The 17,381-nt window shown below is 70.1% G+C and carries 4 protein-coding genes and 1 pseudogene; all 5 read left to right on the top strand.

Translation table 11 applies throughout. The features are described 5' to 3' along the window. The first annotated feature begins 314 nt into the window (after positions 1-314). Positions 315-12,191, top strand: a complete 11,877-nt coding sequence (locus ABZV34_RS33665) for a hypothetical protein (protein WP_356285245.1) — start codon at positions 315-317, stop codon at positions 12,189-12,191. Positions 12,192-12,240: 49 nt separating this feature from the next. Further along, positions 12,241-12,579: pseudogene (locus ABZV34_RS33660) on the top strand (transposase); the annotation flags it as partial. Between the two features lie 553 nt (positions 12,580-13,132). Next, positions 13,133-13,582, top strand: a complete 450-nt coding sequence (locus ABZV34_RS33655; protein WP_356285243.1) for an ArsR family transcriptional regulator — start codon at positions 13,133-13,135, stop codon at positions 13,580-13,582. A gap of 718 nt (positions 13,583-14,300) precedes the next feature. After that, the gene (locus ABZV34_RS33650) at positions 14,301-15,530 is read left to right on the top strand and encodes a transposase (RefSeq protein ID WP_356285240.1); all 1,230 of its coding nucleotides are present in this window, start codon (positions 14,301-14,303) and stop codon (positions 15,528-15,530) included. A gap of 527 nt (positions 15,531-16,057) precedes the next feature. Then, positions 16,058-17,381: condensation domain-containing protein (locus ABZV34_RS33645; protein ID WP_356285237.1), on the top strand; the 1,324-nt coding region annotated here is incomplete at its 3' end.

The raw sequence follows: 17,381 nt of genomic DNA, 5'->3' as shown, positions 1-17,381 counted from the left end.
CGCGCCCGTCGGCCCCGCACGTCGGCACGGAAAGCACGGAAAGCACGGGGAACACCGCGGGGACGAAGGGCCCGGCCGCTGACGCCACCCGTCCGGCGGGCGACCGCCCAGGCCCGAGCACGGTCCGCACCTCGACCGACGCCGAGCACACACCCGTACCCGTCGACCTCGACTCACCGGTCGAACTGCAGGCCAATTCCCTCGGCGAACTCCTGGCTCCGGAGGATCCGGACCAGGCGGCCGTCCTGGACCTGCCCGACGTCCCCAGCGGCCTGGACGGCCCGGACACCCCGGACATCCTGCGTACCCTGGACATGCTCGATGACCTGCCGGGCATCCCGCATGACACCACCCTGGACCTGCTCCACGACCTGCCCGACGTCCCCCGGACCACTGGCGGCGCCCACCCCCTCGATGTCACCACACCCTCGCTCCGCTCGCTGAAGGGACACATCGAGCAGCGCTCCGACGAGCTGAACCGGATGGCGCGCAGCGGCGGCATGACATCCGAGCAGCGACGGGAGTACACCCGGGCGGTGCGGGAGGCCACGGCCGCGCGCGACTGGCCCGAGGCCACCCGGCAACTGACCAGTTTCCGCGACCACGTCGAAGCGCACTCGCTCCTGCGGCACTACGACAGCTTCCGCGCCCATGTGGACAGAGGCTTCGACCGGCTCGGCGCACTGGACATCTCCCGATCCGAGTGGGAGCGGCGGGTGGACGCTGTCGAGGAAGCCAGGCTCTCGGGCGACCCCGGGCGGCTGGACACCGCTCTGCGGCAGTACACGGCCTTCATCGAGGACCGGATGCCACCGGAAGTGCTGCAGGGCAGCGACGCACCGCGGCCCTTCGACCCACGGGTCGAGGACGTGAACCGGAGACTGGACACCGCGCAGGACCCGCAGGAGGTCCGGGAATTGCGCGGGCTGCTGGAGGAACTGCGCCAAGAGAGCGAAATGCGCCGGCGGCTCCACGGCCTCATGCCCGACGGCTCGGCAGAGCGCCGGGACGAGCCCATCCTGCACGAGCGTGTCTTCCGAGCCCAGACGCCGCAGGAAGAGGCCCAGGCCCGGGGCGAGTTGACGCGCCATCGCGAAGTCGTCGACCTGCAGCGGCAACTGGACCGCCTCCAGGACGACGACACCGAGCCGCCGCTGCCCTCGGACGACCAACTGCACGAGCACTTCCGGACCTTGTTCGGGGAGGACGACCCCGAACTGCGCCGTCAGGTGAACGAGGCGCCCGACCCCGAGGCCGCCCTCGACGCACTGAATCACCTGAGCGACCTCCGTGAGCTGCAGCAACGGCTGAACCAGCTCCAGAACGACCCCCCGACGCCGCCCGACACCAGCGACGCGGCACTGTACGCCCGTCTGCGGGCCCTGACCGGTGAGGCCACCGACCCTCACGAGGCCGAACTGCGGCTGCGGCTCGACAACGCGCCCGACCAGCAGGCAGCCTACGACGCGCTGGGCGAGCTGATCACCCACCGCGAACTCCAGCGGCGCTTCGACCGGCTCCGGGACGCCCCTGCCGCACCAGCCGACCACGACGACTCGGCACTGCATGCCCGCCTCGAGGCCTTGCTCGGCGACCCCGACTCGATCGAACTGCACCGACAGGCGCGCGAGGCCACCACCGTCGAGGAGAGCCGGCACGCGCTCGACCTGTTCGACCAGCATCAGCAGCAGCGCGAGACCGATCGGCTTGCCCTGATCGACGACGCCCTCCGCGAGCTCGGCTCGCTTCGCGACGAACGCGACCAGCATCTGGCGGACGGCAAAGACGACGCGTTCAGCCAGACCACCAAGAAGATCAGCGAGACGCAACAGCGGCTGGACAGCCTGCAGACGCTCACCGAGCGGATGCGCGATCTGCGCCAGGAACTGAGCCGCCCGCTGGAGCGCCCCGAGGACGTCCGCCATCTCGACCGCATCACCGACAACGCGATCTCACTGCACGCCCGGACCGAGAACGCTGACGGCTCCGACCGCACCCCACCGGTCGACGAGAACAACGGTGATCAAGACACCACGGACATCGACAGCCTCCTCGGCTCGCTGCCGGACGTCCCCGACCACACCCCACCCGTAGACGAGAACAACGGCGATCCTGACACCACGGACATCGACAGCCTCCTCGGCTCGCTGCCGGACGTCCCCGAACGTCCGGCGCCCGACCACGTGGAGACACCGGCGCACCCCGATCCACTGACGGCGCAGCCCGTCGCGTCGCGGACCGGTGACGAGACGCGCAGGGCACCGGAACCCGGCTCGTCACAGGCGCAGTCGACGATGGAGCGACGGACCGGCGCGCCTGTCGACACCACCCCCGAGCAGGACTCCCACGACCCGAACGAGCCCTCCGGCGCCAGTGGTTCCGGCGACCTCGTCACCGGGCGGGACCGCTCTCACGAGACCCATGGAGCCGAACAGACCACCGCCACGCGGAGCGTTCGCCACAGTGGCGACGACAGCTCCGACACGAGCCCCGGCGACGACCCCAGCACAAGCGGCAGAGATTCCGACAGCACCGACACCGCCTCGGGCGCCTCCTCCGACGAGTACGTCTCGGCACGCAGCAGGCTGAGCGACATCGCGGACGCGAACGAGGACAGTGACGCACCCGGTCCGCGAGCGGCACCCGGAGCCGACGAGCAGGACGGACGTCTCCCGGGACACCCCGAAGTGGCGCGGGACCAGGAGCACTCCTCCGACGACGAGTTCTTCTCCGCTTCCAGCACCATCCGCGACAGCCATCACGAGCGTTCCGGCCACGAGCCGTCCGACTCCGAATCCTCCGACCCCGAATCCTCCGATTACGAAGGTGACGCAGAGGACGAGGGTGGCCAGACCGGGCCGACCGATCGCCAGGGACCCAGCCGCCGCATCAGCCGTGCGGGTTTGCCGGACGTCCCGGCATCGTCGCCCGCCACCGGGTCCAGTGGCGACGGCACCCGTGCCACGGCCGGTTCCCGCAGCCGCCGGGAGTTCGACTCGGCACAGGCACAGCTGAGCCGGCAACCGGACCCCCAGGAGAGCGACAGCACCGACACGGATACCGAGCAACGGCCGGAGCGCTCCGACTTCGACCCGCACGCGGTACCCGGCACCGACGAGCTCGACAGCCTCCTCACCGAACCGAACGACCCCGTCGAGGACCCGCAGGTCGAGAACCCACAGGACCAAAGCGCCCTGGACGGCGTCTCTGGCGACGAGTCATCCATCTCTGCGGACAGCGACACCGGCCACAGCCACATCAGCCACGACGAGGACGCGCGGAACGCCACCGGCCGGACGGCCTCCAGCCACAGCCAGAGCGACGGTAGCGGCACCGGCCACAGCGACACCGAAAGCACGGGCTCCCGCACCGGAACGGTCGACGACGGCACCGACCGGGACGACCGATCCGCCGCCGGCCATCGCAGCGAGGCCGATGAGACCGACACGGAGAGCGTGGCGGCACCGCAGAACGACGAAGCCCCAGAGCCGCAGCCCGAGCCGACGCCGCCCCCACCGCCCGCCGAGTGGCACCGCGTGTCCCTGGCGGGCATGAAAATCACCGACGCGCCCGACCCCTCCGCCATCCGCTCCCGCCTGCACGCCCTGCTCGGCGGCCACGCCGACGAGCGGCAGGTGACGCAGCGGCTGGACACGCAACTGGATCCGGCGAACTTCCGCAGACAGCACGCCGCGATGGTGAACGGGGGCTGGCGCTTCCGGCTCCGGGTCGGGGGAAAGCCGTACGAGGTGCAGATCTCGGCGACCGTGGGCGCCTGGACTCGCCCGGACGGGGCCGCCGAGGCCGCCGCGCCGACGGTGGCGAACGACGGCGAGGGATACGAGATCCCGTCCGGGTCCAGCCACGAGTTCGGCACGGCCAAGACCCAGCTCGCCCTCAGCGAGGCCGGCCTGGACTTCTCCCCGGGCTACACAGGGTCGGTCGCCTCGACGGCGACCGTGAACGGCTCTGTGACCATCGGCCTGGGCGGGGCCGGACACACCACCGAGACGTCGACCAAGACCACGGCGAGCGGGGCGAACAAGGTCGCCTTCACGGGACGGACCGACCGGTACACCTCCACCTTCCGCTACGAGGTCCTGATCCGCGACGAGCAAGGCAACCCGCTCGGAACCGGATCGAGGGATCTTGAGGACGGCATCGACGCCACGGTGACGGCCGACATCCCCCGGACCGCTGAGCCCTCCGGTGCTGACCCCTTGGACTGGGAAGGCTGGGAACCGCCGTCGACGACGCCGGCCGCCGCACCCGCCACACGCACGCTCACCGCGCCGGCCTCGGGCCATCCGGTGGCCGTCACCGGCCTGTCGCAGGCCCGGGACGCGGTGTTCGCCGCCCTTCCCGCCGAGCGGCGACCGGACGGCCTGGCGCATCAGGCCATCGTCGACTTCTTCAGCCCGGAGAACGTGGTCAACGGCTTCCAGCACGCATCGAGCTGGGGTCTCACCTCCCCCGACCTCACGTTCACGGAGGGGCCGGCCGGCTTCCTGCGGCTGACCCTCGAACCGGAGCGGTCCGAGGTGATCAGCATCGTCGACGCGAAGAACGTGGTGGGCGCCAAGACGTCGACCGAGCAGGCCGGCAACCAGGTGGACAGCAGCGGCCGGACACTGGGTGTCGCCGGTGGCGCAAGCGGACGGACGTGGCGCTCGGCGACGGACGCGGAGAGCGCCTGGATCGGCGGCGCGTTGGGCTACAACTACACCCACACCACCACCCACGGAGCGAAGGCCAAGACCACCGTCTCCGCGGAGGAGAGCCACGAACGGCTCAGCCCCGCCGAACTGGTGACGACCAGGGTGCGGTTCCGCGTGGAACTGGTGCGGCACCACGTCTCGTTGGGCACCGACGGTCTCCGAGAGAGCAGGAGCCGCCTGATCACCTTGCCGGACGCCCAGCAGCCCCCCCCTCGGGTGGCCGCGCCGGACGTCACGCACACTCCGCGCACGACGGACGACGCGGTCCCGCACCTCGTGATCCAGGTGGAAACGCCACAGCCCGCCGAGGTCCTCCGGCTGCTCCCGCGTCCGGACCTGCGACCGGACGTGGGGGCCGAGAGTGCCCCGGACACGGCCGCGGGGTCCACGGCGACGGCGCAGCAGGCCGTCCGGCCCGCGCCCGGCGTCGCCGAACTGCGCCACCCGCTGGTCAGGCAGCGCACTTCCTTCCTCCAGGTCCCGGGCTCGGCCGAATTGGTGGAGCACATCGCCGGCAGGCTCACCACCGAGGCTCCGGGCCTGCTGCCGTCCTCCCCCGAGACCACCCGGCGGATCACCCCACAGGCGTGGACCAACCAGCAGCGCCTGCGGCAGCACCTCTCCCCCGACGCCCTGCGCGCCGGGGCCCGGCAACTGCTCGACGGGACCATGCGGATCACCCTGGACGGATCCCACCTGCCTCTGTTCAGCGGCCGGACGTACGAAATCGTGATCCGGCTCGATCCGGAGCCGGGGCACCACCTGTACGCGGACACCTCCACGGTCAAGGACATCGTCAGCCGCGCCGGCGGCGTGGACACGGTGGTCGGCCGCGCCGACAAGCACGCCGTCACCGGCGGCGCCAACGCACGCCGGGCGCTGAACCCGCCCGACACGGTCCGGCTCTTCGGCGCGGCCGGTGTGGAGCTCTCACGCGCGAACGCGCACCAGGTCACCACGGGTGCCGAGCGCGAGGTCAAGCGGGAGTTCAGTCAGGAGGGGACGGGAGACGCGTTCGCGTACCCGGTCGGCTACCGGGTGCTGATCGGGCTCGCGGACCCGGCGCAGCCCACCCGGAGACTGCTGGATCCGCAGGCCGTGGCCGACCCGCGCGTCGCATCGGTGCCCCTGGAACGGGGACACCTGGTTCTGGAGGTGGGCCGGCCGGCCGAGGCCGTCGCCGACCGCCCCGCCGAGACCCTCGACCGGCTGCCCCTGCTGCATCTCGTGCGCGACGTCGCCGACGTGGAGCAGTTCCGGGAACAGGTCGGGCAGACGCTGAACGGCGCCTACCGCAGCAGAGCCGACGGCATCGAGACCGTCGACCCGCTCCACCCGGACCTTCGCGACGCCCTGGATGCGCTCAGCGACCCCCTGCAACTGCGCGCCGTCATCTCCTCCTCGGCCGGCAGCTGGGCCAACACCGGGGATCTCCACGTCGGTTCGGGCCGGAAGCGGGACACCGTCGGTCTCTCCCTGTACACCCGGCTGGGGCAACTGCACTACCAGGAGACCCTGTCGGGCAACGGGAAGCTCGCCGTCGAGATCAAGTCGGCCACCTCCGGCGCCGTGGCCGACAAGCGCACCACCACCGGCAAGGCCACGGCCGGCGTGGATGCCGGCCTCTTCCCGGAGACCCCGCTGGGCCTCCAGACCTCCCGGTACCAGCTCCGTGGCGGCGGCAAGGTCAAAGGCACCTACGGGGTGGACGGCAACGACTCCGTCAAGGAGAAGATGTCGACCAGCCGCAAGCTCGCCCAGAAGGGGACCTGGCACGTCTACCGGACCGATGCCGAGATCACCCTGCGCGGGCGGCTCACCAGCCCCACCGGCGACGTCACCCACGGCCCCGCCCGCACGAGCACGCACAGCGTCCTCGTCCTGCTCTCCGACGCCGACGCCGACGCCGACGTACGAACGCTCGGCACTACGCGGCAGGACACCGCGGCGAACCGGACAGCCATCCTCCCGCCCCGGCGCCGGGCCATGCTCCTCGACGCCCGGGTCGCCGGCGGTGCCGTAGCCGAGATCCGGACCTCCGACGACATCCTGCGCGAGATCGACCGCCAGCTCCGGGCCGACCACACGCAGCACGGGCCACCGCTGGCCGCGCTGCACTTCGCGGACACCTTCTCACCCGCAAGCCTCGCCGCGAACTTCGACGACCTGCTCAACAAGGGCATCGTCGGTCATCACACGCACGACGGCCGCTTCGGCCGCACGGTCACCAGGGTCCTGGTCCGCGGCATCGCCCCCGAGGACGGCTGGCGCGACCTGGGGGAACGCTCCACCGCCGAGACCACCCGCAAGGTGACCTCGGCACAGACCGTCAAGGGCAACGCGGGGGACAGCCGTGCCCTCGGGCTCGACGTCAACGTCCGCCCCTCCTACGGCACGCCCCGGGCCGTGACGCACTTCAGCAGCGTCACCTGGGCCCCGGGCGGCGGCGGCGAGGGCAGTCTCGGCCGGGGCAGCGAATCGGGCATCACCACCAAGGTGGAACACAAGACGTCGAAGTTCGGCGGCGGCGTCGCCTTCGGCGCCCGCATGACCTTCGAAGTGACGGTCGTCCGGCAGGTCAACGACCGGTACGTCAACCTCCCCGAGCGGCCGCGGCCCGTCACCCCGGCGTGGGACGTCAAGGTCTGGGTCCCCACGTCGATGACCCGGCTGGAGGACGATCCGCCCCCCACACCGGGCCCGCCCGGAGACCGGGCCGACTGGCAGCGATCAATCGACTCGGGGTACGACCTGGTCGGATTCAGCCGGACCGACGAGCTGCTGGAGACGGCCACCGGCGTCCTGACCGCCGACCGTCCGTGGGACACCGGCCCGCTGGGGCGGATCGGTGCGGCCGCCTCCTCGCTCCGCCGGCAGGGCCTTCAGATCGTCGGTCCGGCGGCCCGCGTGCTCGCGGCCACCAGCGTCCTCGGACCGGTGCTCACGAAGGCCGAGCAGGTCGTCAACTCCTTTCTGGCCGACCCCCGGCTGGATGCGGCCAACCCGTTGGTCATCGAGCGCGGCCTGTCACCCGAGCAGCAGGCCGCGCTCCGCCAGGCGCTCTCCCCGCAGTCGCTCGCCGCGGTCTTCCACCGGCTGCAGGCCGGGAGAACAGGAACGGTGACCGGGACGGGCTATCACACCGTCCCGCTCGGTCCCGACGGCCGGACCCACCTCGTGCTGAGTATGGAGCCCACGGGTGCGGCACAGGTGATCGGCACCCGGACCGGCGGCGAGGACGAACTCACGGGCTCGACCGAGGACGAGTCGGCCACCACCTCCACCGCCGCCTACTCCTGGACCGCCTCGCCGTTCGACGCGCTCGCCCTGACGAACGCTCCGATCGTGAGCATCCCGTTCAACAGTGCCCGATACGGTCGCAACCAGACGGTGGACCGGCCGGTCCCGGTGACCCGGCCCCCGGGAACCCCCAGCAGGATGCTGCCGCCCGGCGCGGTTCCCCACGACAAGCCGGTGACCGAGCCGGGCAAGGCCAAGGTGTCGGACCCCTCGGTGCTCCTGCGCCAGCAGGTCCGGATCACGGTGCGCCGACACGACCACGAGCCCTACGGCGAGGGCGAGACGGTCACCGGCGACCTGTACTACTGGTCCACCCGGCACCACGACACCCCGGCGGAAGCGGAGACGCCGGCCCCCGCTCCCACCATCGCCGTGGAGCGAGCAGCTCCCGTCGCGCCCGCCCCCGTCCCCATGGGACGGGCGGCCGCCCCGCCGGCCGGGACCCACGTGGACGCCGGCACCAGCGAGCACCATGTCGTGGAGATCCACCTCGATCCGGACGCCATCGAGCTGACCCCCCGCCAGCAGCGCACCGTCACCGACGTCGCCGACCGGGTGGCCGAGCTCGGTGCCCGCAGCGCCGAGGCCGGCGGCAGGCCCCCCGTGGTCACCGTCCACGGCTACGCCGAGGTCCACCGAGGCGGCCTGCCGCACTTCGGGCGGTCGCTCCAGCTCAGCCGGCAACGCGCGCAGAGCGTCGCCGACGCCCTCCAGGCAGGACTGGGCGACCACCCGGTGACGCTGTGGGAGGAGACATCCGCCCCGGCGCACAGCGAGGGCATCACGGTCCGGGCCCATGCGCACGGCCTGCAGCAGGCCGGACCGGCGGCCGTCGGCGAGCACTCCGCGCAGGCACACGACCGGGTGGTGCTCACCGCCGAGGTGCCCGCACGCCTCCACGCGGACACCCCGCCGCATCCGCCCGGCCCGCAGCACACCTCCGCGCCGGCCCGGGAGGCGGCCCCTGCTCGGCACGAGGAGGAGGCATCGGCCGAGGACGGCACCGAGCACGCGCCGGCCGTGCGACCGCCCGTCACCCGCGAGCAGTGGCAGCACCGCCGCGACACCGCGCCGCCGGCAACGCGCCGCACCGAGCGCTTCCAGGCCTCTCCCGACGCGCTCAGCTCGTGGCGGCACGGCCTGCTGGCCGGTCGCCTCGTCTACGTCCGTCATGCCGTCCGCCGGATCCAGGCGGACGACGGCCGGTGGGTGCGCCTGATCTCCTTCCACCTGCCGGTGCGCTACGGGCCGGGGATGTCGCACGAGCAGCTCCCCGGCTTCCAGGACCGGATCCGCGCCCTGCTCGACGAACACCTGAACACCGGCATGCTCCTGCCGCGCTCCGGTGACCAACTGCACTTCGAGGCGACCTTCACGCACGCGCCCGACCATTCCGAGGCGATCACGGTGGCCGGGCCGCACGATTCCCGGACCACCGCTCCGGCACGGGCCAACCAGCACTACATGGACCTGGAGCACACGGACGTCGGCCTGCTCCACGAGCTCCTGCACTACGCGGGTCTGAACGACGAGTATCGGGACCAGGACTCGATCCGCCGCACTCCGACGGCGACCGACGGGCTGATGGGCGGCGCCCCGGAGCCTGCCCCCGTCATGCTGCCCCACCGCCATCTCGCCGAGATCGAACGGATCAGCGAGGACGGCACACCGCTGCGCGACCATCCCCTGCCCACCGGGGGGCTGCGGCCTGCCCCGGACGCCATCGCGCACGAGACGGGTCCGGATCCGCTGCCACCGGACGAGGCACTCACCCACCCCGCCGCCCGCGCCCCGGGAGACGGCGCGGGCTCGAAGCGGCAGGCAGGCGACGACTTCCACACGCCCCGCGTCAAGAGGACCTACACGGAGAGCTACAACGACCCGCCGGACTCCGACGGCACCCAGAGTGACGACGAGCAGATGGCCGGGCCGTCCGATGGGCAGGCCGTGCCACCCGTTGCCGAACTGGGCGCCCTCCGCGTCAGCTCCGACGTCTCGACCGACCAGGGCTATCTCGACTTCGTCGAACACAGCACGACGAGGTCCCTCCCCCTGGCCCTGGTCGTCAACACCATGACCAGTCACCGGCAGCTGCACGAGCTGCCCGAGGTCATCGCGAGCCTCACCAGGGACCTGCCGAACTTCGAAGGCCGGCTGAAGATCGTGGTCGGCGTCAACGCCCCGGTCGACGAGGAGGAGGCTCTCACCGCGGCGGTGGCGGCGGCAAAGGCGTCCCTCAGCGCGACGGTCCCGGTGGAGCTGGTCCAGCAGGTGCCGTTCGACGCCGAAAAGTTCCCGTTCGGGACCATGCGCAATCAGCTCCTGGACAGTGACACGAACATCGCGGCGATCCAGGAGTTCCTCGACAGCGGACACCACCCGTACGTCGCCTTCCAGGACTTCGACACCAGCTCCCGCACCACGCGGGACGGTCGCACGCACCTCTTCACCTACGTCGAACAACTCCTGAGCCCACCGGGACCCGAGGCCGACTCCATGGACATCGAGCCGGCCGACGACAACACCGCGGAGTTCGACCACGCGGACGGGAACGAGGACGACAATTCCTGGCCGCCGTACGTGGAGCGCCCGCTGATGATGGCCGTGGGCTACCGGGTGCCCGGCCCCACCGAGGAGGCTCAGCGCCTGCGCCTGGTCGAGGACACCGTGGCACGGTTCGGGAACCAGGACATCCCGAACGAACTGACAAGCGTCCCCGGGCGCGAAGCGTTCTTGGAGGAGTTCAGCCGCGCCGTCGACGAGGACATGCTGATACGGGACTGGCAGGCCAGGATCCATCCGATGCTGCCCTACGCCCCCGAACCGAACCTGTTCGTCGACGGCGCGAGCCTGCTCCCGCACGACGGCGACCGTCCGCAGGTCCGGTTCGGCCCGGGCATGGCCGAGTTCACCAGGCTGGGAACCCAGCTGAACCGCCTCAACGCCTGGGAGCTGCGCATGCGCTACACGGACGAGCGGGAAAAGCTGCGGCCCACCGTCGCGGTCGGCAACAGCCGGCAGTTCGAGAACACCCCCGCTCATCGCCTGGAACAGGGACAGGACGAACTCGACGCCCAGGTGCGGGCCCATGCGGAGAACAATCGGCTGCCGCATCGCGGAACGGCCTTCCGGACGGACTTCGTGGACGGTGCGGTGCCCACCGATCTCTCCCGTCTCGCCCACAAGTACGCCGAGAGCAAGAACACGGTCACGGCCCGCGGCAGACCGGGCAAGGCAAGGCTGCTGCAGAGCCACGTCCCCCTGGACGGCGTGCTCGACCGCCTCTACGAGAGCCGGAACGCCAAGGCAAAAGTCAAACTCTCCAGCGTCCGGGATCCCTACGGTGACGTCCCCGACGGCGTGACGACCCCCGCCGACTACGCCCAGACCGCCGAGCAGCGCTACCTGCCGGAGCCCGGACACCCCCAGGCCGACCCGACCGTGTCCACGCCGGCGACGGAGATCCCCAAGTCCGTCACCAAGCATCTCGGAATCAGGAAGGTCAACGTCAACGCGGCCGCCATCTCCACGCCCCTGGCCAAACCGTTCGCCGACGTCGCAGCTGGTCTGCCGAAGGAACACAAGCTCCTCGCGGCGCGGGAGCTGGCACTCGCCACGCGCAGCATCCAGGTGGGCCGTCGCTTCGCCTACCTGCGGTTCGGACCGGTGGAGCTGAGGGAGGAGGTGAACGCCCGGCACGGCGCTGCGATCCAGCGCCTCGGGAATCCCCGGGTCCAGCCGATCGAACCGCCCACGCCCGCGGGCACGGACGGGCTCTACCACGTCCTGAGCCGGGTCCTGGGCACGGCGCCGCCCGCCGCGGACGGGGAGCTCGCCGCACACCGTGCCGCGAGGGACGTGCGCAGTGGTGTGATTCTTTGGATCCTCTACCCACCGAACCTACAGACCGTCACGGACCTGGTCCTCCGCCCTGAGGTGGACTTCGAGTCGTTGCTCAACACGCTCGCGGTCAGCGGCTGGAACGGGTCCGCCGACGACCTGGCCCCCCGCCTCGTCGCCTCCGCGCTGAACAGGGTGATCACCATTCGTCGTGCTTATCCACCGGGACAGCAGCACGAGTACACGTTCCTGCCGCTCGACGACAGCGGTCTCAACGATCCGATCATCCTGCGGTTCGACGAAGGCCGGTACACGCTGATCACCGGCTTGTAGGACTCCGTCAGGTCTTCCTCCTGTCCCTGTGTGGGGGCATGTTGGGAGTATGGACGCACATGAAGTGGGCCGTGCTCGGGTGCAGTTGGGGTTATTCGTGGCGGATGTGTTCGCGTCGGCGCCGCGCAAGGACCAGCGGTCGAAGGGCGACTGCTATCTGCGGGGACTGATGCTCGACGGCCGCCCCAAGTCCATCCAGGCCATGGCCGAGCGGCTGCCGGACGGCAACGAGCAGAACCTCCAGCAGTTCGTGAACCAGTCGACCTGGGACCCGGTGCCGGTGCGGCGACGGATCGCCGAGCGGATGATTCCGCAGATCACCCCGGACGCATGGGCGATCGACGACGTGTCGTTCCCCAAGGACGGGAGGATGTCGGTGGCGGTCGCCCCTCCGGCAATTCGATCTCACAGTTCGGCGACCGGATCACCGAACTGGCCCTGCCACTGATCGCGGTGGGGGCGCTGCACGCCTCGGCCAATCAGGTGGCGTGGCTGACCGCGCTCATCTGGACCCCGAACCTGCTCGCGATCGTCCTCGGTGCCTGGGTCGACCACCGCGCCCACAAGCGGCGCCTGATGGTTCTCGCCGACCTGGTGCGCGCCGCAATACTGCTCTCTCCCAGCTTCCTATCTCTTGGGGGCGGTAACGCTCGGCCAGTTGCATGTCGTGGCCTTGCTGACGGGCGCGGCCGGGGTGCTGTTCAACGCCGCCTATCCGCCGTTCTTCGCCCACCTGGTGCCCCGATCGTCCTACATCGACGCGAACAGCAAGCTCAGTGCCAGCCGTTCCGCGTCATACGTCGCCGGACCGGCGATCGGTGGCGTGCTGGTCCAGGCGCTGACCGCTCCCGTCGCCGTCGTCGTCGACGCCCTGACGCCTGCAGCGGCACGGGCCGGCGACAGCTACGCAGCTCGCGCCCGATGTGGGAGCAACTCCGTCGGTGGCCAGCTGGCATCTGCGGCATCTGGCGGGCTTCGGGCTGGTCCGCGATGCCGAGCCCGGCCCGGACCGTCGCCAGCGGCGGTGGGAGGCGGTGGCGCGCGGCTTCCGGTTCGAAGCGCCGGAGGATCCGGCTGACGAGGAGGGCAGGTCGGCCGCGCGCGTCCTGTCCCGGGAGATGTTCCTGCGCTCGGGAGACCTGCCGAACCGGTGGGCCGCCGAGATCGAGCCCAAGCTCGAACCGGCGTGGCGGCGGCTTGCGGGTCTGGCCAACACCCGCGTCGTCGTCTCCGCCGACGAACTCGCCGCCATCGAGGACGCCATCGAGCGCATTCTCACCCCCTACGTGATGCGTGACGAGACCGCGCGTCCGGCCGACGGCCGTGGTGTCCGGCTCCTGCGTTACGCCCTGCCGGAGAGCGCCGAGGATCAGACCGGCGGGACGCCATGAGTGCTGCAGACCAGTCCTGAGGCACGCAGGCCGTGGTCCCTCCTTGGCGGTCGTGGTGGCCGGCGACGTCCAGGCGGGCAGCTGCTCCATCCAGAAGCTGTTCAGGTCGACCGAACTGATCAGCCATTTGCCGTCGGCCTTCTCGTAGGTTTCGCGAACGGCGAGCTGGACCGCCGTCTGCCCCGGGTGAGCGGCCAGTGACTGACGCCATGCAAATCGTCCTGAACGAGACCGCTATCCGAGAACATGCTCTGCGAGGCGCACAAAACGCTCCCACTCTGCAGGACCGTTGGGCCGTCCTCCTCACACTGCGGCGCCTGCAAGCCGATCCGGTGGCGACCCATGCGATGGCCGACCCAGCCACTCTCCCAGCGACAAGTCTCCATCCGGCGTGACGATCCCCGGAGTGAGCCAGCGCCGCGCCCCTACGGCGGTGTCTGCGGCTGGCTCCAGGGGCACCGCCGTGGGAAAGATCCTCACCCACGCGTAAGCAGCGTGACCATGGACGCCCGGCGCAGTGAAATCGCCAACGCCAACATCAGACACCGAAACTCCGGATACTTCCCTGACGTTCAAGACCAGTACACGGTGACCGCCACCACCGACCCGGACGGCGCGGATTTCCTGGTCCCGTACATCCCCGCACAGCCCCCGCGCACAAGTCTCACCGCATGGGCGCCGCGCGGCCCAGACATGGTGATCGTGTCGCTGATGCCTCGTGTCCTCTGCAGTGGAGGCTTTTCCGCCCGAGGAGTGGGCTGCGGACAGCCACCACCGCACCAGGACCCTGCTCCCGCGGGAGGTCACCCACCGCGAGAAGGGGCGTCTGGCACTGGACATGCTCAACACCTCCGCGGACCGGGGAATGACTCCGCCAGCGGTGGTGGCGGACCCCGCCTACGGCACCAAGGCACACCTGCGGGCCGGGCTGCCGGAGCGAGGACCCACCCATGTCCTGTCCATCCGGTCGCATGTGCTCGCCCACCCCGTCGACGTGCAGCCCATGTCTCTGGACCGTCAAGGAGATGTCGGCTGCTGGCCCCAGCCGCGTTATCGCCAGAGGGCGCCGTCGGTGGCAGTTCTTGCCACCGCTATTGGGCAGGAGGCAGTCGTTCCACTCAGGTGGCGCCAGGGCTCGAAAGGGGAACCAGGTTCCCGCTTCGCGGCCGTGCGCGGGCGTCCGGCCGGCAAAGCAGTCGAACGGCGGGCAGCGCAGCCGCCTCGGCCGGGCAGGGCTGGTGGGACGGCGCCCTGCCCGACTGTTGGCTACTGGCCGAATGGCCTGTCGGCGCCGCCGCGCCGAGCGAATACTGGCTGTCCAACTTGCCGCCTGACACGCCGATCGTCGATCTCGTCCGCCTGGCCAAGGTCCGCCGGCGCATCGCCCACGACCACCGAGAGCTCAAGCGCGGCCCATGCCTCGACCACTTCGACACGTCTCTGGCCGGGCTGGCACCACCACTTCACCCTCGTGACCGCCGCCCAAGCCTCCTCACTGAACGGCGCCTGCCCCCCAAAAAAGCACCGGGACCAGCATCACCCTCTACCAGATCCTCGACGCTCTCCAGGGCACCCTGAGGTGCTGGACCGGGATCTGCACCAGCTGCCAGCAACCGCTCCCGACCAGAACCCATACGCCAACAAGATCAAGAAAGACCTAACGGAGTGCCATCTACCGCCAGAATCGGCCAAGCCGCCAAAACCAGCAGGCTTCGGCAGGCCTTCGCCGAGTCATGCGATCGCGAGCGACCGCGGCGCCGCTGCGACGGACCCGGCGGAGCGGCAACGGCCCCGCGTCCCAGTGCCGGTACCAGTCCGAAGCCACTCTCCCGGTGACCCGAAGGCTCCCCACTCGACGCTCATTCACGTGCAAGTGGCGCAGAAAGATCACCCAAAACGTGCGTCAACTCCCCAGTCTCGGATAAGGGATGGATTCCGGCACCTATGACGCATGGTGACCGCCCGTCAGGGTGATGTGGCGTGGGTCACTGTTGACCATTCAATAGCGCGCATCTAATATCACGGGGAAATACTCCGGTGTGGTGCGGTGCAGAAAAAAGTAAAATATTTCCCAAGCGCTCTCCGCGCGTATCGGATGCAATTGATGGAGTTCTGCTAGGGACTTATGCACATAAGGTAAAAACAGGATCACTGCAGCCTGTTCGAGGTGTGGTCGACTGATTGACCGAGCTGGTTCATCGACCGCCTCCCATTTGAACCGACGGAGACCCGCCGTTGCGCGTGCTGTTCCGATACGCGTATTCCCGGTGCCGGGTTGAACCGCCAAAGCGGCGACGTCGGCATGATTGTTGTGCGCTTCATGCGCCGTTGCATCTTTCTCAGCAGGATCATGTCCTCGCCGCGCTCTCCTCTTGTGAAGGGTAATCCTTGCCTTCCCATCGACTTACAAACACCCATGAATCCGGCAAAGAGGGTTCTCCGGCGCCCCTGTCATTGGCGCAGGAAAGGCTGTGGGTGACGGCGCGCATGGACGGTGACGCCAGCGCCGCCTACAACGAGCCGATGCCCTTCGACATCCACGGACCGCTGAACCGGGACCTGCTCATCCAGGCACTTCACCTGCTGACGGCGCGGCACGAGGCCCTGCGTACCCGGCTGGTGCCGACGGGCGGCACCGCGCTCCAGGTTGTTGATCCACCGGAGACCGGGTTCCCCGTGACTTTCGAGGACCTGACGGCGCGGACGGACGCGGCCGAGCGGTTCACGCGGACGCGGCAGGACGTGGAAGGCACCCCGTTCCGTCTCGGCGAGGAACCCATGGTGCGCGGGCGCCTGGTGGCGCTCGGCCCGGACCATCACGTGCTGATCCTGATGGCCCATCACATCGTCTTCGACGGCTGGTCCCGGTCTCTGCTACTGCGTGAACTGGGTCTGGTGTACACCGCGATTGCCCGGGATCAGGACCCGGCGCTGCCTGAACTGACGTGGCAGTACAGCGACTACACCCGCTGGCAGTGGGACTGGATGTCGGGCGAGGAGCACGCCGCGCACGCCGACTACTGGGTCACCGCACTGGAAGGCGTCCCGGCCGTGCTTTCCCTTCCCACCGACCGGCCCCGCCCACCCGAGCAGGACTTCCGCGGCGACCGGGTGTCCGTGACCGTGGACGAGGACCTGACGAGGGCCCTGCGCGAGCTCGCAGCGGACAACGATGTCTCCTTGTACGCGACCGTTCTGACCGGCTGGTCGATCTTGCTCTCCCTGCTCTCGGGGCAGGACGACATCGTCGTGGGCGCTCCCACGTCGAACCGGCGGCGCGGGGACGTCGAAGGCCTGATCGGCCTCTTCGTCAACACCTTCGCCCTGCGGGCCGATCTGGCTGGTTCCCCGAGCGTCAGGGACGCCCTCAAACAGGTCAACCAGCGGATCCGCGATGCTCTCAAGCACGTCGACCTGCCCTTCGAGCGAGTCGTGGAACTGGTCAACCCGCCCCGGAGTCCCGCCTACACCGCGCTGTTCCAAACCATGTTCGCCTGGGTCCCGTCCATGCGACGAGAGTTCGAACTCCCGGACATGAAGATCGCGTTGCGTGAGGACACCGCTCACGTGCCCGCGAAGTTCGACATGGTTCTGGCCCTGGCCGATGAGGAGCGAGAGCTCGTCGGAGAGATCGACTACGCGGTGGCGCTCTTCGACCGGGCGACCGCCGAACAGTTCATACGCCAGTTCCTCCGTGTCCTGCGTCTGATGACCGAACGGCCCGGGGCCGAGGTCGCGGACCTCACATTGCTGGACGAGGACGAGCAGCGGGAGATCCTCGCGACCTTCAGCGCGGGCC

The sequence above is a fragment of the Streptomyces sp. NPDC005195 genome, from assembly GCF_040608315.1.
Lineage (GTDB): Bacteria > Actinomycetota > Actinomycetes > Streptomycetales > Streptomycetaceae > Streptomyces > Streptomyces kaempferi.
This window is presented reverse-complemented; position numbering and strand designations above follow the sequence as displayed.

Excerpts from the sequence above, each read along its gene's own strand:
- ABZV34_RS33665 (WP_356285245.1), top strand. The coding sequence starts at position 315 with ATGCTCGATGACCTGCCGGGCATCCCGCATGACACCACCCTGGACCTG.